Origin of the sequence: Paraburkholderia sp. Cy-641 (genome assembly GCF_011752945.1) — a bacterium.
Classification (GTDB): Bacteria; Pseudomonadota; Gammaproteobacteria; order Burkholderiales; family Burkholderiaceae; genus Paraburkholderia.
Window position 1 is genome coordinate 20,210 of the sequence record NZ_VWWM01000045.1, and the last position, 19,072, is coordinate 39,281.

The 19,072-nt window shown below is 66.4% G+C and carries 16 protein-coding genes; 2 read left to right on the plus strand and 14 right to left on the minus strand.

The features are described from left to right. Positions 1 to 164 precede the first annotated feature (164 nt). A complete protein-coding gene (locus F3J20_RS22705) occupies positions 165 to 1,448 on the minus strand; it encodes an EAL domain-containing protein (RefSeq protein ID WP_240162876.1) in 1,284 nt (427 codons plus the stop codon). Positions 1,449 to 1,869: 421 nt separating this feature from the next. On the opposite strand from F3J20_RS22705, the gene F3J20_RS22710 reads away from it, so the two are divergent. Both F3J20_RS22710 and F3J20_RS22715 read left to right on the plus strand, forming a co-directional pair. Continuing rightward, complete coding sequence (locus tag F3J20_RS22710; protein ID WP_167284589.1) at positions 1,870 to 3,684, plus strand: sensor domain-containing phosphodiesterase; 1,815 nt, start codon at positions 1,870 to 1,872, stop codon at positions 3,682 to 3,684. Between the two features lie 101 nt (positions 3,685 to 3,785). Beyond that, positions 3,786 to 5,243 carry an HDOD domain-containing protein gene (locus F3J20_RS22715; RefSeq protein WP_167284590.1) on the plus strand — a complete coding sequence of 486 codons (1,458 nt, stop codon included), beginning with the start codon at positions 3,786 to 3,788 and terminating at the stop codon, positions 5,241 to 5,243. Positions 5,244 to 5,341: 98 nt separating this feature from the next. On the opposite strand, the gene F3J20_RS22720 is transcribed toward F3J20_RS22715, so the two are convergent. The 13 genes from F3J20_RS22720 to hisQ all read right to left on the minus strand — a co-directional run bounded on the left by F3J20_RS22720 (position 5,342) and on the right by hisQ (position 19,013). Next, the gene (locus F3J20_RS22720) at positions 5,342 to 6,727 is read right to left on the minus strand and encodes an EAL domain-containing protein (protein ID WP_167284591.1); all 1,386 of its coding nucleotides are present in this window, start codon (positions 6,725 to 6,727) and stop codon (positions 5,342 to 5,344) included. A 367-nt stretch (positions 6,728 to 7,094) separates the two neighbouring features. Then, positions 7,095 to 7,889, minus strand: a complete 795-nt coding sequence (locus tag F3J20_RS22725; protein ID WP_167284592.1) for an ABC transporter substrate-binding protein — start codon at positions 7,887 to 7,889, stop codon at positions 7,095 to 7,097. A 139-nt stretch (positions 7,890 to 8,028) separates the two neighbouring features. Further along, on the minus strand, positions 8,029 to 9,195 hold the full coding sequence (astE, locus tag F3J20_RS22730) for a succinylglutamate desuccinylase (protein WP_167284593.1): 1,167 nt from the start codon (positions 9,193 to 9,195) through the stop codon (positions 8,029 to 8,031). Beyond that, on the minus strand, positions 9,179 to 10,519 hold the full coding sequence (gene astB / locus F3J20_RS22735) for an N-succinylarginine dihydrolase (RefSeq protein ID WP_167284616.1): 1,341 nt from the start codon (positions 10,517 to 10,519) through the stop codon (positions 9,179 to 9,181). Before astB ends, astE begins: the two co-directional genes overlap by 17 nt. A 12-nt stretch (positions 10,520 to 10,531) precedes the next feature. Then, positions 10,532 to 11,995, minus strand: a complete 1,464-nt coding sequence (gene astD, locus F3J20_RS22740; protein ID WP_167284594.1) for a succinylglutamate-semialdehyde dehydrogenase — start codon at positions 11,993 to 11,995, stop codon at positions 10,532 to 10,534. A gap of 2 nt (positions 11,996 to 11,997) precedes the next feature. Further along, entirely contained in the window at positions 11,998 to 13,035 is a 1,038-nt protein-coding gene (gene astA / locus F3J20_RS22745; RefSeq protein ID WP_167284595.1) for an arginine N-succinyltransferase, read from the minus strand. Beyond that, positions 13,032 to 14,084, minus strand: a complete 1,053-nt coding sequence (gene aruF / locus F3J20_RS22750; protein ID WP_167040474.1) for an arginine/ornithine succinyltransferase subunit alpha — start codon at positions 14,082 to 14,084, stop codon at positions 13,032 to 13,034. The genes astA and aruF overlap by 4 nt, the downstream gene beginning before the upstream one ends. After that, entirely contained in the window at positions 14,084 to 14,212 is a 129-nt protein-coding gene (locus tag F3J20_RS32445; RefSeq protein WP_275691478.1) for a hypothetical protein, read from the minus strand. The genes aruF and F3J20_RS32445 overlap by 1 nt, the downstream gene beginning before the upstream one ends. A gap of 17 nt (positions 14,213 to 14,229) precedes the next feature. Beyond that, positions 14,230 to 15,462: an aspartate aminotransferase family protein gene (locus F3J20_RS22755; protein ID WP_167284596.1), complete on the minus strand. Its 1,233-nt coding sequence runs from the start codon at positions 15,460 to 15,462 to the stop codon at positions 14,230 to 14,232. Between the two features lie 184 nt (positions 15,463 to 15,646). Continuing rightward, entirely contained in the window at positions 15,647 to 16,693 is a 1,047-nt protein-coding gene (locus tag F3J20_RS22760; protein WP_167284597.1) for a GlxA family transcriptional regulator, read from the minus strand. Positions 16,694 to 16,721: 28 nt separating this feature from the next. Next, positions 16,722 to 17,513, minus strand: coding sequence for an ABC transporter ATP-binding protein (locus F3J20_RS22765; RefSeq protein ID WP_167284598.1), 792 nt, complete (start codon positions 17,511 to 17,513; stop codon positions 16,722 to 16,724). Positions 17,514 to 17,604: 91 nt separating this feature from the next. Further along, positions 17,605 to 18,318 (minus strand): ABC transporter permease, encoded by a 714-nt coding sequence (locus tag F3J20_RS22770; protein ID WP_167040295.1) that lies wholly within the window; start codon positions 18,316 to 18,318, stop codon positions 17,605 to 17,607. 5 nt (positions 18,319 to 18,323) lie between these two features. Continuing rightward, on the minus strand, positions 18,324 to 19,013 hold the full coding sequence (gene hisQ, locus F3J20_RS22775) for a histidine ABC transporter permease HisQ (RefSeq protein ID WP_167284599.1): 690 nt from the start codon (positions 19,011 to 19,013) through the stop codon (positions 18,324 to 18,326). Positions 19,014 to 19,072 lie beyond the last annotated feature (59 nt).

Sequence of the window (19,072 nt, forward strand, 5' to 3'; positions counted from 1 at the left end):
TCATCCAGTCCGGGGCATCGGGGACGGCCTCGGCCATCCCTGCATCGGCTATTGGAACACGGATGCGCAACGCGCGTAAGCGGCGCGGCATGACGATAAGCGGATCGAAAGCATGCGAGGCCAACGAGGCGAGACCAGCGCGTCGGGCGGCCGGCCCCGGCCGCTCAGACCGCCGACTCGGCGACATGCACCCCGAACCACGCCGCCGCCGACAGATTCAGCTCCGACAGCACGGCGGGCGTGAGCGCCGCGAAGCCGGCCGCCACCGCAAGCGGCGCGGCGTCGCCGCCCTCGCCCGCCACTTCGGCGATACCGAGCAGCGCGCCGAGCTCGCCCGCGCGCGACACGATCGCCTCGCGAATCTGCGGCGCGAGTGCGAGCTTTTCGAGCACCGCGCGCGGCGTGCTGCCAAGCACCACGTGCACGAGCGAAAAAATTCCGGTCATGAACGCGGCGTCGGCGAAATCGCCGTCGGCCGGGTACAGCCAGCTCGCGGCCAGCTCCATGAAGCGCGAGCGCGTCGCGGCCAGTTGCACGAGCGGATCGGTGCGCCACGACCGGTCGCCAGTGTCCGCGTAGAGCAGCAGTTGCGCCCAGCGCGCGATCTGCCGCGTGCCGGTCGCGATGATCGCCTCGCGCAGCGACGAGATGGGGCGTCCGAGTCCGAACGCGCTCGAATTGACGAGGCGCAGCAGCTGCACGACCACGCTCGGGTTCAGCTTCAGTTCCGCTTCGAGCTCGAAGATGCCGGCGTCGCGCGAGAGCAGCGCGAGCAGCCGCAGCAGGCCCGGGCGCAACGAGCGGTTGCGCGGCGCGGCCAGCACCTGCGGCCGCGCGAAGAAATAGCCCTGGAACAGCTGGAAGCCGAGTTCCTGCGCGAGCGCAAAGTCCTCGCGCGTCTCGACTTTCTCAGCGAGCAGCGTCTTGCCGTGTCCGCGCAATATCGACGCAAGCTTGGCGAGCTTGTCGCGCGGGGTCTGCAACAGGTCGATCTTGACGATGTCGGCGTACGGCAGCATCGCGAACAGTTCGTCCGAGAGGTCCCTGACGTCGTCGAGCGCGATCTGGAAGCCCGCCTGACGCAATTCGACGAGACGGCGCGCAAGCGGCATGTCGAAGCGCACGGTTTCGAGAATTTCGAGCACGAAGCGCTCGGGCGGCATCAGATGGACGATGTCGCTAAAGAGCAGCCGGCGCTCGATATTGACGAAGCCGCGGTGCTGCCCGAGCACGGCCGGCACGCCGATCCCGCCGATCGTGCGCACCACCACCTGCGCGGTCATCTGGGTGTCGTCGCTGATTTCGGCGTAGTTGTGCGCGCCGGCGCGAAACAGCAGTTCGTAGGCGTGGAGCGCGCCGTGGCGGTCGAGAATCGGCTGGCGGCCCAGATAGACGTACTGCGCGTCATCCTGCGCGGCGGCCGCCGGCGTCGCGTCGCCGGCGGACAAGACCCCGGCAGGGCGGGCAAACGGCTCACTCACCTCGGCGTGCCGTGAAGCAGCTCCGGCGGCTCCGGCGGCCGCCCCGGAAGCGCGGCTGGCATCGGGCCCGGCAAGCGGCCTGGCCACAGGGCGTTCGAACATGGTTCATCGGTGCAAGGTTCGGAAACTATGCAGCGGCGACGCCACGGCCGGCACTGCACAACGGGATTCCTCGTATTAACGGATGTAAAGCGGCCCCACTTTAGCCGAATCGTCCACGCGGCGGCATGAGGCAATCCGATACCGGGTGTTTTCCACGAGGGCCGCTAAAGATTTCGCGGCGCGGGTCGTTATCTCGTTCTGATGCGGCGGCCTGCTACTTTGCCGGCCGCCCGAGCCGGCGGACCCGCAGTTGCGCCGGCGGACGAACTCAGGTTGCCAGCGACACATGGAAGCGAACACGATCACCGCGCCCCGCCGGGGCTCCCTGCGCACGGTCATCGACCGGCTTCGCGCATTCGGCCGGCGCGCGGACGGCACACGGCAGAGCACCCCCCACCGTGCCGTGCCACTGGAACAGGTGGTCGGCGCGGTCGACCTGCTCGCGCATGTCGACGACGCGCAGCGCTTCCTTTACGTTTCCGATGCGAGCCTGCGCTTTATCGGCTATCACCGCGAGTATCTGGAGACGATCACGCTGCACGAGCTCGTCGCGCCAGCCGACGTGCCGCGCCTCGACGCGCTGCTCGCGCGCGCGGCGGCTTCGGGCAACGTCGAGAAGGCGACGCTCGGGCTCATCAAGTCGCTGACCTATCCGATCACGGTCGAGTTGCGCGTCATGCGCAGCAGCCACGACGGCGTCGACGGCTTTGCGATCGCCGGCTTCGACGTCTCGGCCTGGCGCGCCACCGAGGAACGTCTGACCCAGGCGCTGCATCTGGACCGCCTGACGAGCCTGCCCAACCAGTCGGGCCTGCTACACGCGCTGATCGACGCGCAGCAGCAGGCCGACGCGCACGGCACGCCGGTCGCGCTGCTGCTGCTCGATCTCGACGACTATCAGCGCGTGAACCGCGCGCTCGGCTACGATGCCGGCGACGAGATGCTGCGCGACACCGCGCGGCGTCTCGTCAACATGACGAGCCCGAACGAATTGCTCGCGCGCGTCGCGAGCGACGAGTTCGCGATCCTCGTCAAGCCGGCCGCGAACCGCACCGACGCGGCGGCCGCCGCCGAAGCGCTGGCGCGGCGCCTCTTGACCGCGATCCAGCAACCGTACGTGTTCAAGGGCCAGCAGGTGCATCTGTCGGCGAGCATCGGCATCGCGCTGTATCCGGACGTGCGGCACGCGAACGACACCGCGCTGCACGACACCCATCTGTTGCGCTGGGCCGACCACGCGCTCCTGCAGGCGAAAGCCGCGGGCGGCAACACGCTCGCGTTCTACGTGCCCGACGACAACCCGGCCGACGCCGAGCGCCTGAAACTCGAAGCCGATCTCTACGACGGCGTGCGCAACGGCGAGTTCTCGCTGCACTTCCAGCCGATCACGAGCAGCCGCTCGCACGGCGTAGTCGGCGTCGAGGCGCTGATCCGCTGGACTCATCCGGTGCATGGACTCGTGCCACCGTCGATGTTCATTCCGCTCGCCGAGTCGATCGGTCTCATCAACTTCCTCGGCAACTGGGTGCTGAAGGTCGCCTGCATGCAGCTGATCCAGTGGGATGCGAAAGGCATCGCGCTGCAATACGTAGCCGTCAACGTGTCGCCGCAGCAGTTCCGCGACCCGCGCTTCAAGGACTCGGTGCGCGAGGCGCTGGAGCTGACCGGCATCGATCCGCGCCGGGTCGTCTTCGAGATCACCGAGAGTCTGCTGATGCACGACCCCGCGCACGCGACGGCGCTGCTCGAAGACCTCACCGCGATGGGTATCCGCTTCGCCGTCGACGACTTCGGCACCGGCTATTCGAGCCTCGCCTACCTGCAGCGTTTTCCGCTCGCCAAGCTCAAGATCGACCGGAGTTTCGTCGAGAATCTGCTAACCTCGCGAAACGATCAGGCCATCGTGAGCGCCGTCGTCGGGCTCGCGCAGACGCTCGATCTCGAACTCGTCGCCGAGGGCGTCGAAACGGAAGCGCAACGCACGCTGCTCACCGAGATGGGCTGCGATCACATCCAGGGCTGGCTCGTCTGCAAGGCCTTGCCGTCCGACGAACTCGCGCAGCGCTTCGAGGCGCGCACGCTTCGTCTGCACGGCACATAACGGACCATGCAGGCGCGGCACGCAGGCAACGCAAGCGCAACAGGCCGGCTTCATGCCGGCGCGGTACTCATTGGAACACGTATGGCTTTTGCGGGACTCACATGCTAAAGGCGGCAGTGCTCGACCGTCTCTGGACGCGAATGAGCGAGCGCGGCGATTTCCCGATGCTGTCGCAATCGCTGCGCACCACGATGGCGGCGATGAACAACGACGACCTCGACTTCACTGGCCTCGTGCAGGTGGTGCTGTCGGATTTCGCGCTGACGCAGAAAGTGCTGCGACTTGCGAACTCGGCCATGTACATGGCGTTCGGCGGCAACATCACGACGGTGTCGCGCGCGCTGATGGTGCTCGGCATGGATGCGGTCGGCCATCTCGTCGTCGGCCTGAAGATCGTCGATCACTTTCATCACAGCGCGCCGCGCCGCATCGACGCGAAACTCGAACTGAACCGCACGCTGCTGTCGGGCTGCGTCGCGCGCAAGCTGACCGAGCGCGGCGATCTGCGCGCCGGCGAGGAAGCGGTGGTCTGCACGCTGATGCGGCAGATCGGCAAGCTGCTGGTGGTGTTCTATCTCGACGCGGAGTGGGACCAGATTCGCCGCCACATCGACGGCGGCGCACTCGAAACCGATGCGTGCGTGCTCGTGCTCGGCGTCACGTTCGAGGAAATCGGCACGGAAGCCGCGGTGCGCTGGCGCCTGCCCGACATGATCCGTTCGGGCATGGGCGAATTCGATCCGCAGGACGTGACGCAGCCGCGCCAGGTGCAATGGCTGCGCGCCATCACGAACTACTCGACCGCGGTCGCCGACGTGCTCACGCAGCAGAACATGCCGGACTGGGAGCGCGAGGCGCGCATCGCCGAACTCGCGCAAAGCTATAGCGGCGCGCTGAACACGGACCCCGACGTACTGCAGCAGATGAGCATCGCGCTCGCGCGCGAGGAAGGCGGCGACGGCGTGATGCGCGAGATCGTCGAGCTGCGCGCGAATGCCGATGCGATCGCGCGCGAAGCCCTGACGCCGGAGGCCCGCATCGCAGTCGGCGTGAAGGATCTGCGCGATCTGCCCGCGGGCAGCCCGCTTGCGCCGGCGCTCGCGATGGCCGCGGAAACCGTGCTCGCCGGCCTCGGCTTTGCGCGCACGGTGGTATTCGTCAAGCACAGCAACGGCACGTTCAAGGCGCGCCTCGGTCTCGGACCGATGATCGACGCGGCCTTGCCGAAGCTCACGTTCAACGCCGCGTTCGAGCCCGACGTCTTTCATCTCGCGATTGCCAATTCGGTCGGCATCTTCATCGAGAACGCGCGCGATCCGAAGATGGTCGCGCGGCTGCCCGAATGGTTCCGCCGCTCGTTCGACGACACGCGCGCGTTCGTGCTGCTGCCGGTTGTCGACGAAACCGATCAGACCGTCGCCCTGCTCTACGGCGACTGGTCGCATACGCAGGAAGCACGCCGAATATCGCAGAAGGAAATGAGCGTGCTCAACGAACTGGCCCAGGAGTTAGGCCGTTTTTTCGGCCAGGGGCAGATGCGGGAAATGGAGACGATGTGAAGACGTGGCGCGATCGTTGAGCGCCTGCTTCGTTTCAAGCCGTTCCGGTGTTTGCCCGAAAACAGTTCCGCTGATGCAGGTGGCCTGAGCAGGCCCGCTCAGTCCTCGATCCGTTCGAGCCCTTGCGCGCTGCGATCCGCGACGCCGGCCCAGGCGGCGGCCGCGAGACCCATCTGCGCGATGTCTTCGAGTGCCAATGGCTGTAGACGCTCGCACAGTTCGGCGACGCGCTCCCATGCGCCGCTTTCGAGCGCTTCGATCGCGCTCAGCAACAGCCCCAGCGTCCCTTCGCGATGCAGGATCGCCGCCTGGATCGGCCGCGAAAGCGTGAGGACGTTCAGCGTCTTTTCGAGCGAGCCGCCGAACACGGCATCGACGAAAGAAAACACGCCAGTCAGGAATGCCGCGTCGGCTTCGTCGCGCCCCGCCTCGGGCATGCGCGCGATCGCCAGTTCCATGAAACGCGCGCGCGTCGCCGCGAGTTGCAGCAGCGGATCGTCTTCGAGCGCGACCTTGCGGCCGTCCGCGTAGAGCAGCAGTTGCGTCCAGCGCGCGATGCGATCGGTGCCGGTCGCGTTGATCGCTTCGCGCAGCGTCGTCACCTTGTGGCCGACCGCGAAGCCGCTCGAATTCGCGAGCTTCATCAGATGCATCACGAGCACCGGATTCAGCTTCAGCTCGGCTTCGAGCTGCGCGACGCTCGGGTCGCCGCCGAGCAGTTGCAGCAGATTGAGCAGCGCGTGACGCGGCGCGCTGACACGGCGCGTGTCCGAACTCTGCGCACGCGCGAAGTAATAGCCCTGGAAGCGGTCGAAGCCGAGCCCGTGCGCCATATCGAAATCGGCCTGCGCGTCGAGACCCGACGCGAGCAGCAGCTTGCCCGCCGACTTCAGCACGCTCGCGAGCTTCGGCAGCAGCGCACGCGGCGCGCGCGCCGCGTCGATCTTGACGACCTCGGCGTACGGCAGCAGCTTCGCGAAGGTTTCGTTGGGCTGCGTGACGTCGTCGAGCGCGAAGCGATAGCGGCGGCCATGCAGATAGACGAGGCGCGCGATCAACTCGGCGTCGACGTCCAGCGACGGCGGCAATTCGAGCATGAAGCGCTCGGCGGGCAATCTGAGAATCGCGTCGTCGAGCAGCAGTTCGCGGCTCACGTCGACGTAGGCGGGATGGCCGGTCAGCGCGCCGCGCACCTCGCCTTGCACGAGGCCGCGAGCGATCGCGCGGGCGACACGTTGCGCGGGCGTCGGCGCGCGGCCGGGCAAGGTGTCGGCGTCCTGCGCTTTGTCCGTGGCTTTGTCCGCTTCTTCGTGTGCTGCTTCGTTTATTGCTTCGAGCGGCACTTCAGGCGCCCGCACCTTGATCTCGTAACCGCACAGCATGCCGTCCCGGTTCAGAATGGGCTGCCGCGCGAAGCTGGCGCTCAACGATGCGTCGTCGGTCGCGCCGCTCGGGCTATGAGTCTCGATTGCGATGATGGTCATTCCGGTCCCCGCTCGACGCCGCTGGCGCCTGGCCGCTGTTGTCCGGCGCTGTATGTGCGCCGTATTGTGTTTTGTGTTTTCGCCGTACTGTGCGCGTTTTTTATGACGCTCATGAGAGCCGCCGCGCGTGGTGTTATGCCTCGTGATTTTATCGCAGCCGTTCAGGTGCCAGCATGCTTGCGAAGCCATTACCCGAAATATTAATCGACGGTCTTTCATTATTTCCACGCGGGCGACGAGCCTGATCGGCACGCCACGCAGCCGTGCGGAAACGCCAATGCAAACGGCCGCACATCGCTGTGCGGCCGTTCCTGGCGATGCTCGTCGCAGCCCCGCGCGTCGCGACTCCCGCGATGCGCAACGCCGCTTACTTCAGCACGACGTTCACGTCGAAGTACTTCGCGGCCAGGCGGTCGATCGTGCCGTCCGCCTTCAGTTCCTTCAGCGCGCCGTTCAGCGCGTCCTTCAGCGCCTTGTCGTTCTTGCGCACGCCGTAGCCGACGCCCGCGCCGAGCAGCTTCTCGTCGCTGACGGCCGGACCGGCGAACTCGAAGCCCGCGCCCTGCGGCTTCTTCAGAAAGCCCTTCGAAGCCGCTTCGGCATCCTGGAACGACGCATCGAGACGGCCCGAGACGAGGTCCGCGTAGATCTGGTCCTGCGTCTGATACGGCACGACGTCGACACCGGCCGGCGCCCAGCGCGCCTTCGCATAGGTTTCCTGGATCGTGCCCTGCAGCACGCCGACGTGCTTGCCCTTCAGCGATGCCGGCGTCGGCTGCAGACCGCTGCCCTTCTTCGCGATCATCTGGTTCGGGATCGTGTAGATCGGATCGGTGAAGTCGATCGCCTGGCGACGCTGGTCGGTGATCGTCATGTCCGAGTTGATCGCGTTGAACTTGCGCGCTTCGAGTGCCGGGATCAGGCCGTCGAACGAGTTCTCGACCCACACGCATCTGGCCTTCAGCTTCGCGCACACGGCATTGCCGACGTCGATGTCGAAGCCCTGCAATTCACCGCTCGGCGACTTCGATTCGAACGGCGCATACGACGCCTCGACGCCGAAGCGCACTTCCTTGATATCCGCCGCCGACGCGCTGCCTGCCGTCAGCGCCGCCGCCGCGAACAGCGCGAGCGCGGCCATGTTGGGCCAATTCATCTTCATTACGGGGGTTCCTCTACAGGGTTGACCAGGGCGGAGCCTGACCGGCGCGGACAGCTTCGCCGCACGGAATGCGGCCGGCTCGCGCGGCCGGCGTGATGGTGCGAGCGCCGCGACGCCCGCGATTGTACACGGAACCTGTCTAGACAAGTCTGGACAGCGTGTCGGCGGTGGTTTCGATCACGAGCAGCCCGGCGCGCAAGCCGGGCTTGACGGTTGCGTTCGGAAACACGATGCGCTCTTCGTCGTGCCGAACCGTATAGCGATACTCGCCGTCGCGCGCGAGCAAGGTGCCCTTCGCGAACGGTGTGAAGTTCGGCACGTCGGGCGCTAGCAGCAGCTCGAAGGCATCGCTTTGCTTGGTCAGTTGATCGATCACGGTGAAGACGCGCGGCATGGCCGCGGGTGCGGCGAATTCCGTATCGGATTCCGCATCGGTTCGCTGATTCGTTGGCTGATGCGCTTGCTCGCCGACCCGCGTTCCGGCGAGCAGCGCGCGCACTGCGAGGTCGGCGCCCGCGAAACGCGTGAGGTCGTTCTCGCCGAACGGACGCACCTTGCCCAGTTCGAGCGTGCAGGCCTCGGCGCCACACGCCTGCGCGGTGAAATGCGAATACGTGTTGCCCTTCGTCGTATGCAGCAGCACCGCGCCGATGCGCGCCTCGCCAAGCCATTCGAACATCGCACGCGAAAACGGCTTGCCGGTATGCGGCAGCAGCGCGAAACGCTCGAACGCGGAGGCGCGGATCGCCGTATGCATGTCGATATGCCAGCGCGCGCCGGGCGCCTCGGACGCCGCCGCGAAGAAGCGCGTCGCGGCCGCTTCGAGCGCCGCCGCGCGCGGCGCTTCGTGGCTGTGCGGCAATTGCAGATGACGGCCGCTGAAGAGACGGTTCAGATCGTCGTCGCGATAACGAGAGCCGTCACGCATCGCATCGACGTTGCCGAGAATCACGAGCAGGCGGCACGCGAGCGCGGCACGGCCCCGCGCGAGATCGGCGATCATGCGCGAAAGCAGTTCGATCGGCGCGGTTTCGTCGCCGTGGACGCCGGCCGAGACCAGCACGCTGCGCGGGATGGCGGGTTTTCCGATGGAGCCGTGCGTGGGGTCTTGAGTCGACCTCTGCATTGGTGCCTGCGTCGGCTCCATCATGAGCACACCCTCGTCGAGCCATGACCAGTGCACGCCATTCGCGCACACGCCCTGCGCGTCATGCGCGGCAGGCCGCCTGCCCGCGAGCGTCCATGCGAGGAAATCGTCGAGCATCGGGATCGCGGCCGACATCGCAGACTCAGCGCTGGAAGTCATAGAGCGAACCGAGGTCGAGAATCTGCGTCAGTTCATCGAGCGCGGTGCGCGATTCGACGAGCAGTTGCGGATCGGTCAGATCGGCCGGCGCGAGACGGTCGCGATAGTGCTTCTCGATCCACGCATCGAGGCGGCCGAACAGCGTGTCGTCGATCCATACGCCCGGCGCGACGGCCGCACGTTCGGTGTCGTCGAGCACGACGCGCAGACGCAAACACGCCGGACCACCGCCGTTCTTCATGCTCTCGCGCAGATCGAACACGAGCACTTCGTCGATCGGCCCGCGATGCGACGTCAGTTCGTCGAGATACGCGGCCACGCGCAGATTCTCGCGGCACTCCTGCGGCACCACGAGCACCTGCTTGCCGTCGGGACGCGTCAGCAACTGGCTGTTGAACAGATACGACGTCACGGCATCGGCAACGCTAACCTGCGCATCGGGCACTTCGATCACGTTGAAGCCCGCATGCAGGTGCGCGAGCTTCGAGCGCAGTTCGTCGTACACCGCGCTCTGTTCGACGAACGCGAGTTGATGGCAGAACAACGTGTTGCGATTGCCGACCGCGATCACGTCGTTATGAAACACGCCCGCGTCGATCACGTCCGGGTTCTGCTGCGCATAGACGGTCGCGGCTTCCTGCAGGCCATGACGATGCGCGACGGCGCGGCTCGCCTCGAAGGTCTGACGCGCCGGATAACGCTTCGGCTCCGGCCCGCGACGATACTCGCTGCGGCCGTACACAAAGAATTCGACGCCGCGCGCGCTGTATTGCTCGCAAAAGCGCGTGTGGTTCGCGGCACCTTCATCGCCAAGCGCGGGCGTGCCGGGCAGCGCCTCGTGCACGACGAAACGGTCGGTATCGCTAAACATCGCGCGCAGCGTGCGGCGCGTCGACTCGTGCTCGATCGCGCGATGCAGCTTGCTGCACAGATTGGCCGGCGTGAAATGCACGCGGCCGTCGTGCGTATCGGACGACGGGCTCACGGTCGCCGCGTTGGCGGTCCACATCGCCGAGGCCGAACTCGCGGCGGCCAGCAACTCGGGCGCGTTCTGCGCGACACGGGCGATGACCGAAGCGTCGTCGCCGGAAAAGCCGAGTTCGCGCAACAGCCGCATCGACGGACGCTCCTGCGGCGGCAACACGCCCTGATGAAAACCGAGGTCGGCCAACTGCTTCATCTTGCGCAGACCCTGGCGCGCGGCGGCCTTCGGATTCGCGACCGACTTCTCGTTGTTCTGCGACGCGACATTGCCGAACGAGAGCCCCGCATAGTTGTGAGTCTGGCCGACCAGGCCGTCGAAATTGGCTTCAGTGGCTTGCAGCATCGTCGATCCTTAGAATTGAAGGCCCGGAGAGACGCTCGCGGGCATATGCAGTTGCGCGCTCTCGACCGAGGCCATCGGGTAGGCGCAGTAGTCGGCCGCATAGTACGCACTCGGCCGGTGATTGCCCGAGCGGCCCGGACCGCCGAACGGCGCGCCCGACGAAGCGCCGTTGGTCGGCCGGTTCCAGTTGACGATGCCCGCGCGGATCGTGCGCTGGAAATGCGCCCACAGGGCTTCGTCGTCGGCGAGCAGGCCCGCCGAGAGACCGAATTCGGTATCGTTCGCCTGTTCGAGCGCGGCGTCGAAGTCGCGGTAGCGGATGATCTGCGCGAGCGGGCCGAAGTGCTCCTCGTCGGGCAGATCCTGCACGCCGGTCACGTCGAGAATCGCGGGCGTGACGAAGCCGAGCTGCGGATCGCGTTGCGCCATTTTCAGCAGCGCCTTCGCGCCGCGCGCAAGCAGATTTTCCTGCGCGCTCATCAAACGCGAGGCCGCGCGCGCCGACACGACAGCCCCCATGAACGGCTGCGGCTCGGCATCGTATTCGCCGACGCCAATGCGCGCGCTCACTTCAGTCAGGCGCGCGAGGAAACGCTCACCGAACGCATCGTCGGGCACGAAGATGCGGCGCGCGCAGGTGCAGCGCTGCCCCGCCGACAGAAACGCCGATTGAATCGTGTGATGCACGGCGGCGTCGAGGTCCGCCACGGGCCCGATCACGAGCGGATTGTTGCCGCCCATCTCGAGCGCAAGCACGATCTCGGGCCGGCCGCCGAACTGTTTGTGCAGCAATGTTCCGGTATCCGAACTACCGGTGAAGAACAAGCCGTCGATCTGCCGGTGATTCGCCAGCGCGATGCCGGTGTCTTTCTCGCCCTGCACGAGATTGAGCACGCCGGCGGGCAAGCCCGCGTCGCGCCAGATCTGCACGGTGAGCGCGGCAACGCCGGGTGCGAGTTCGGACGGCTTGAACACGACCGCGTTACCCGCGATCAACGCAGGCACGATATGCCCGTTCGGCAGATGGCCCGGGAAGTTATACGGGCCGAACACGGCCACCACGCCATGCGGACGATGCCGCAGCACCGCGGTGCCATCGGCCATCGCCGAGCGTTTTTCGCCGGTGCGTTCGTTGTACGATTGGATCGAGATCTCGACCTTCGCGGCCATCGAGGCCGCTTCGGTACGCGCTTCCCAGAGCGGCTTGCCGGTCTCGCGGCCGATCGCTGCGGCGAGCGCTTCCTTGCGCTCGGTCACGAGCGCGGCGAAGCGGCGCACCACCGCGCAGCGCTCGTCGAGCGTCAGCGCCGACCATGCCGCGAATGCGCGCCGCGCGCTGCGTACCGCGCGATCGACGTCGTCCGCCGAAGCGCTGTTGCCTTGCCACACCACCGCGCCCGTGCCGGGGTTGCGCGATGCGAATGCGGGTCCGATGCCGGCAGCCCAGCCACCGTCGATAAAAAGCTCGCTCATAATCATCCCTGTTTGTGTTTCGACGGCAGCACCCGCAGCGGATCGCCGGCCTTGACGCCGAGCGCGGCGGCCTCGGCGGCGCTCAGGCGGAACCCGCCTGCGTGCGGCACGCCCGCCACCACGCCGACGCGAAAATCGCCGAGCGACGTATTCGATACCATCGACTTCGCTCCATCCTGCGCGGCGGGTTCCGCAGCCTCGCCGATTTCGGCCGCGACCACCACGCTCTCGCGCACGGTGCGCAGATCGGCAATATGGCATTCGAGCACCGGGCCCGCGTCGAAGATATCGACGTGATTCTCGTAGCGCAGCCCTTCCGCTTCGAGCATGCGGCGCGCGGGAATCGTGTCGCTATGCGTGAGGCCGACGCAGCGCTGCGCCTCTTCGGGCAGCAACTCGACGTACACCGGATAACGCGGCATCAGCTCGGCGAGAAACGCCTTGCGGCCATGCGAACTCAGATAATCGGCCGCGTTGAAATCGATCTGGTAGAAATGCGAGCCGACCGCGCGCCAGAACGGCGAGGTGCCTTCCGCGTCGAAATGGCCGCGCATCTCCGCGCATAGACGCTGCGGAAAACGCTCGCGAAACTGCGCGAAAAACATGAAGCGCGAGCGCGACAGCAGACCGCCGACGCCGCTCGCGCGATAACGCGGGCTCAGAAACAGCGAGCACACCTCCGCATAGCCGGTGAGGTCATGCGAAATGTTCAGCGCATGCATGCGCGTCCAGATGCCGAGGTCCTGGCTCGCATGCACGACCGTGCTCACGCGATAGTTGTAGAACGGCTGCCGCAGCCCCACCGCCGTTTCGATGCCGCACACGCCGGCTATGTCGCCGGTCGCCGTGTCTTCCATCACGAAGAAGTAGCCGGCCTCGTGCGGCTCGGCCCGGTCTTCCAGCGTGCGGCGCGCGCGTTCGACGCGTGCCGCGAGCGCATCGCGGTCCGGCTTGAAGGTGGTCAGGCCCGGCCCGGTTTCCTGCGCGAGCCGCATCAGCGCATCCACATCGCCTCGTTGCACCACGCGAACGACGATCATTGCGCTTCTCCCGAATGTTCATCCTGCGGCTGATGCAGCGGCACGCAGCGCACCGCGTCGCCTTCGCGCACGCCGAGCGCGGCGCGCGCCGCCTGCGACAAGGCGGCGCCCGACGCCTTGCCCGGCGCGAGTTCGCCGAGCACGCAGCGGAACGCGCCATCGGCGCCGTTGTGCGCGATCAGGTAGGTTTCGCCGCGCGGCGCGGGCGCCTCGCGCACGACGCGCGTTTCGTTGTGCTTCACGCTGACACTGCGATCGACCTGCGCGGTCAGGACCGGACCCGCGTCGAAAATGTCGACGTAGCGATCGGTCTCGAAGCCTTCCTCGAGATGAATCTCGTAGGCGAGCAGCGCGTTCGCATCGGGCTCGCCGAGCACGCGCTGCGCCGCTTCGGGCAACAGCGGCACATAGATCGGATAGGTCGGCATCACTTCGGCAATGAACGTGCGGCTGCGGCCGCCCGATTCGATTTCGATGTCGGCGAAATCGCGGCCGAAGAACTTGCGCCCCACCGCTTCCCAGAACGGCGACACGCCGTTCTCGTCGGTGACGCCGAGCAGCAGCGAGAACACCTCGGGCGTGAAGCGCTTGCGATTCGCGGCGATGTACATCATGCGCGCACGCGACATCAGCTGCGCGGCGGCATCGCCGCGCAGCGACGGGTCGATGTAGTAGCCCGCGAGCCGGCTCTTGCCGGTCAGCTCGTGCGACATCGTCAGCGCGTGAATCTTGCGGTTCACGTGCAGTTCGCGCGACGCATGAATCAGCGCGTCGTTGCGAAACGCGTAGAACGGGTCCGCATAACCGGCCGCCGCGACGATGCTCGCGGTGCCCATGAGCTTGCCGCTCGCCGGGTCTTCGAGCACGAACAGATAGAACTCCTCGCCCGGAAAATCGACTTCCGCGCGAAACGAGTCTTCCGACAGCGCGACGCGCGCTTCGAGCGCGCGCCGGTCGTGCGGCAGCGAATGCAGCACCGGCTGCGCGGTGCGCGCCATATGTTCGAGCGCATCGAGATCGGCGAGGCGGCCTGGACGTACGAATAGCATCATCGTTCCTGTTGAATGTGACGCATGATCCGCTGCGGGTGCATGTGCGTGTGCGTGTGCGTGTGCGTGTGCGTGTGCGTGTGCGTGTGCGTGTCCGAGAGCGTGTCCGAGAGCGTGTCGTTATGCATGAACGCGTGGCCGTGGATCAGTGCGAGGCGGCCTGGGCCGTGCCGACAAGTTCGCCGAACGCCTTCTCGAGACGCGCGAAGCCTTCGGCCATGTCGTCGAGCGGCATGATCAGCGACGGCACGAAGCGCAGCACGTCCGGCCCCGCCATCAGCATGATGACGCCATGCTGGCCGGCCGCGGTGACGAAATCCTTCGCGCGCCCCCTGTACGTGTCGTTCAGTTCGGCGCCGATCAGCAGCCCCTTGCCTCGCACTTCGGTGAAGAGCCCGAAGCGCTCGTTGAGCTTCGCGAGGTGGCCCTTCAGCGTCGCGCCGCGCGAGCGCACGCCTTCGAGCAGCTTCGGGTCGCTGACGAGCTCGACCACTTTTTCCGCGATCGCCGAGCCGAGCGGATTGCCGCCGTAAGTCGTGCCATGCACGCCGACCTTGAAATGCGCGGCGAGCTCCTGGGTGGTCAGCATCGCGCCGATCGGGAAGCCGTTGCCGAGCGCCTTCGCGGTGGTCAGGATATCCGGCGTCACGCCCGTGTCCTGGTACGCATAGAAGTAGCCGCTACGGCCCACCCCGGTTTGCACTTCGTCGAAAATCAGCAGCGCGTTGTGCTGGTCGCATGCTTCGCGCAGTACCTTGAGGAACGCCGGGTCGGCCGGGATCACGCCGCCTTCGCCCTGGATCGGCTCGACGATCACCGCACAGGTCTGTGCGCCGATTGCCTTCTTCGCCGCCTCGATGTCGTTGTACGGCAGATGCGTGATGCCGGCCGGCACCGGGCCGAAGCCTTCCGAGTACTTCGGCTGGCCGCCGACACTGACCGTGAACAGCGTGCGGCCATGGAACGACTGCGCAAACGAGATGATTTCGGCTTTCTGCGCGCCGTGGCGGTCGAACGCGACGCGGCGCGCGAGCTTGAGCGCCGCCTCGTTCGCCTCGGCGCCCGAGTTGGCGAAGAACGCGCGGTCGGCGAAGGTCAGGTTTTCGAGGCGCTTCGCAAGGCGCAGCACCGGCTCGTTCGTGTAGCCATTGCCGATGTGCCAGAGCTTGCCGCCCTGCTCGTGCAGCACCTTCAGCAGCTCGGGATGCGCATGACCGAGCGCGGTCACGGCGATGCCGCCGGCGAAGTCGATATAGTCGCGGCCTTGCGTGTCCCAGACGCGCGAGCCGAGACCGCGATCCGGTACGAAGGCGGCGGGGGAAAACACCGGCACCATGACTTCGTCGAAGGTCTGTCGTGTCACAGTCAGGTCGTTCATGGCAAATCCTCTCACGGGTAACGGGTAACGGGTAACGGGTAACGGGTAACGGGTAACGGGTAATACAGCTAGTGTAGGAAACCACGCGCGATACGTCTTGCGCATACGCGACGCTTTCCATGCGGTTCCACGCGCGGCGGCCGCTGCCGGGAATCTGCCTCGCCGCCGCCGCGGCCGGCCGCGCTCAATCCGCCTCGGGCCGCTCGATCATCGCGGCCGGCCGCGGCTCGCTGCCCGCGCCGCCGTGCGCGCCGGTCTGCCGGTCGATCCAGTTGCGGCGATCCTCGCGCGGCGTGACGCCGAAACGCTCGCGATACGCGTTCGAAAAATGCGCCGCCGACGCAAACCCGCACGCGAGGCTGATCTGCACGACCGATTTGCTGGTGCGCTGCAATTGCGTGCGCGCCTTCGACAGCCGCAGCCCCAGATAGTATTTGGACGGCATCGCGCCGAGATACTGGCGAAACAGCCGCTCCAGTTGCCGCCGCGAGACGCCGACGAGGCCGGCGATTTCATCGGTCGTGAGCGGGTCCTCGATGTTCGCCTCCATCAGCAGCAACGCGTCGTTCAGGCGAGGATGGCGCTCGCCCGGCGCGGTCACGAACGGAATGCGCTGACGCACCTCGCCGTTGCGCAACACCCCGACGCCGAGCGTATCGGCAATGCGTTCCGCGAGTTCGGGACCATGCTCGCGGCCGATCATCGCGAGCATGAAATCGACGCTCGCCTGGCCACCCGCGCAGGTCGCGCGATCGCGGTCGATCTCGAAGATCTGCTGCGTGACGATCGAGCGCTCGAATTGTTCGGAGAACTGCTGATAGGTTTCCCAGTTCACGCTGACGCGATAGCCGGACAACTGCCCCGCCATGGCGAGCCACCACACGCCATGATGAATGCCAGTGACGAGCGGCGTGCGCCGGCCGACGCGCGCGAGGCTCGCGAGAAACAGACGATAGTCGGCGAACTGCTGAAAGCGCTCGCTGACGACGATGAGCCAGTCGCACGCGATCGCGTCGCCGAACGCGGCATCGGCGGGCCATTGCGCGCCGCCCGCGAGCGGCACCGCGCGGCCGTCCCACGAACAGACCTGAACGCGGTACAGCGCGCGGCCGTCGATTTCGTTGGCGAGATTGAGCGCGTCGACAATAGGCCCGACGCCCGACATCGACACGGGCGGCAATGCGACGATCGCGACCTGCGTCGTGCGAGCCGGGCTGGACGGGCGGGCCATCGGTTACCGCTGCAAAGCGCGCGGCACGTTACTTCAGGCTGCCGGAGAGGAACTGCCTGAGGCGCTCGCTGCGCGGCGCGCTCAGCACCTCGGCGGGATCGCCCTCTTCCTCGGTGCGGCCCTGGTGCAGGAACATCACATGGTTCGAGACGTTGCGCGCGAAGCCCATTTCGTGCGTGACGACGATCATCGTGCGGCCTTCCTCGGCGAGCTTCTGCATGACCTTCAGCACTTCGCCGACGAGTTCGGGGTCGAGCGCGGAAGTCGGCTCGTCGAACAGCATCACGTCCGGGTCCATCGCGAGCGCGCGCGCAATCGCAACGCGCTGCTGCTGGCCGCCCGACAGATGCGACGGGTACTGCTTCTCGACGCGTGGCGCAAGCCCGACCTTCTCGAGATATTCGCGCGCCCGCTCCTCGGCGTCCTTGCGCTTCAGACCGAGCACATGAATCGGCGCTTCGATCACGTTCTCGAGCACGTTCATGTGCGCCCACAGGTTGAAGTGCTGGAACACCATCGCGAGCTTCGTGCGGATGCGCTGCAACTGCCTGTGATCGGCGACTTCGAGATTGCCGGCGCGATCGGTCTTCGTCTTCACCGCTTCGCCGTCGACGATGATCTGCCCGGCGTTCGGCCGCTCCAGAAAGTTGATGCAACGCAGGAAGGTGCTCTTGCCCGAACCGCTCGCGCCGATGATGCTGATTACGTCGCCCTTGTTCGCGTTGAGCGAGACGCCCTTGAGCACTTCGTTGTCGCCGTAGCGCTTGTGGATGTCCTGCGCGGCGAGCTTGCAAGCTTCGGTTTGGGTGGTATGGAGCAAGATGCTCTCCCAGTGAAAATACGGATCAGTCTGGTGCGAACGCCGCCTTGCCGAAGCGCGCGGCGCCCGATGCGATAGCGTCAACGCGCGCTCAATGCGTACGCACCGCGAGATACGCAAGCCAGCGCCGCTCGGCGCGCCGGAACAGCGCCACCAGCGCGAACGACACGACGAGATAAATCAGCGCCGCGAGCCCGAATGCGTTGAACGACTGGTAGGTCGCCGAGTTCGCGTCGCGCGCGACCTTCAGGAGGTCGGGCACCGTGGCCGTGAACGCGACCGTGGTCGCGTGCAGCATCAGGATCACCTCGTTACTGTACAACGGCAGGGCCCGGCGCAGCGCGGACGGTATCACAATGCGCCGGTACATCGTGAACCCGCTCATGCCGTAGGCGCGCGCCGCCTCCACTTCGCCGTGCGAGGTCGAACGGATCGCGCCCGCGAAAATCTCGGTCGTGTACGCGCAGGTGTTCAGTGCGAACGCGAGGATCGCGCAGTGAAAGCCGCTGCGAAAGAACGCGTCGAGCAGACTGTGCGCGCGCACGAACGCGAGACTGTACACGCCGGTGTAGATCAACAGCAGTTGCACGTAGAGCGGCGTGCCGCGAAACACGTAGGTGTAGAGACGCACCGGCGTCGAGAGCCAGCGCTTCTTCGAGACGCGCGCGACCGCGAGCGGCACCGCGCACACGAAACCGATCGCGATCGACGCGACCAGCAGCCACAGCGTGACCGCGAGACCCGAGATGCGCTGGCCGTCCCAGAACAGGTACGCCTGCCAGAATTGCGTGAGGATGTCGAGCATGGCGTTCAAAGCTCCGCGTGCCGCACGCCGGTCGAATAGCGGCGGTTCAGCCAGATCAGTACGAGGTTCGAGACCGTGGTGATCGCCAGATAGATCAGCGCGGCGACGAGGATGAAGAAGAACATGCTGAAGGTGCTCTTGCCCGCGTCCTGCGCGGCCTTGACGACGTCGGCGAGACCGATGATCGACACGAGCGCGGTGGCCTTCACGAGCACCTGCCAGTTGTTGCCGATGCCGGGCAGCGCGAAGCGCATCATCTGCGGGAACAGGATGCGCGTGAATACGCGCACGCCGCTCATGCCGTACGCGCTGCCCGCTTCGAGCTGGCCGCGCGGCACCGCGAGAAACGCGCCGCGAAAAGTCTCGGTGAAGTACGCGCCGTAGATGAAGCCGAGCGTCAGCACGCCGGCCACGAACGGATCGATGTCGAACTGCGGCAGATCGAGCGCGTCGGTGACGTCGTTGACGGCCATCTGGATGCTGTAGAACAGCAGCAGCATCAGCACGAGGTCGGGCACCGAGCGGATCAGCGTCGTGTAGCCGGTCGCGATGGCCCGCAAGGGCCGGTTGAACGAAAGTTTCGCCGCCGCGCCCGCGAGACCGAGCAGCACGGCGGCCGCCAGCGACAGAACGGACAGCTCGATCGTCTGGAGCGTGCCGGCGAGCAGCACGGGACCAAAGCCGTATAGGAACACGCGTGTCTCCATCGAGGTTTTGTTGAATTGGCACGGCTCGCGGCGGCTTCGTGGCCTGC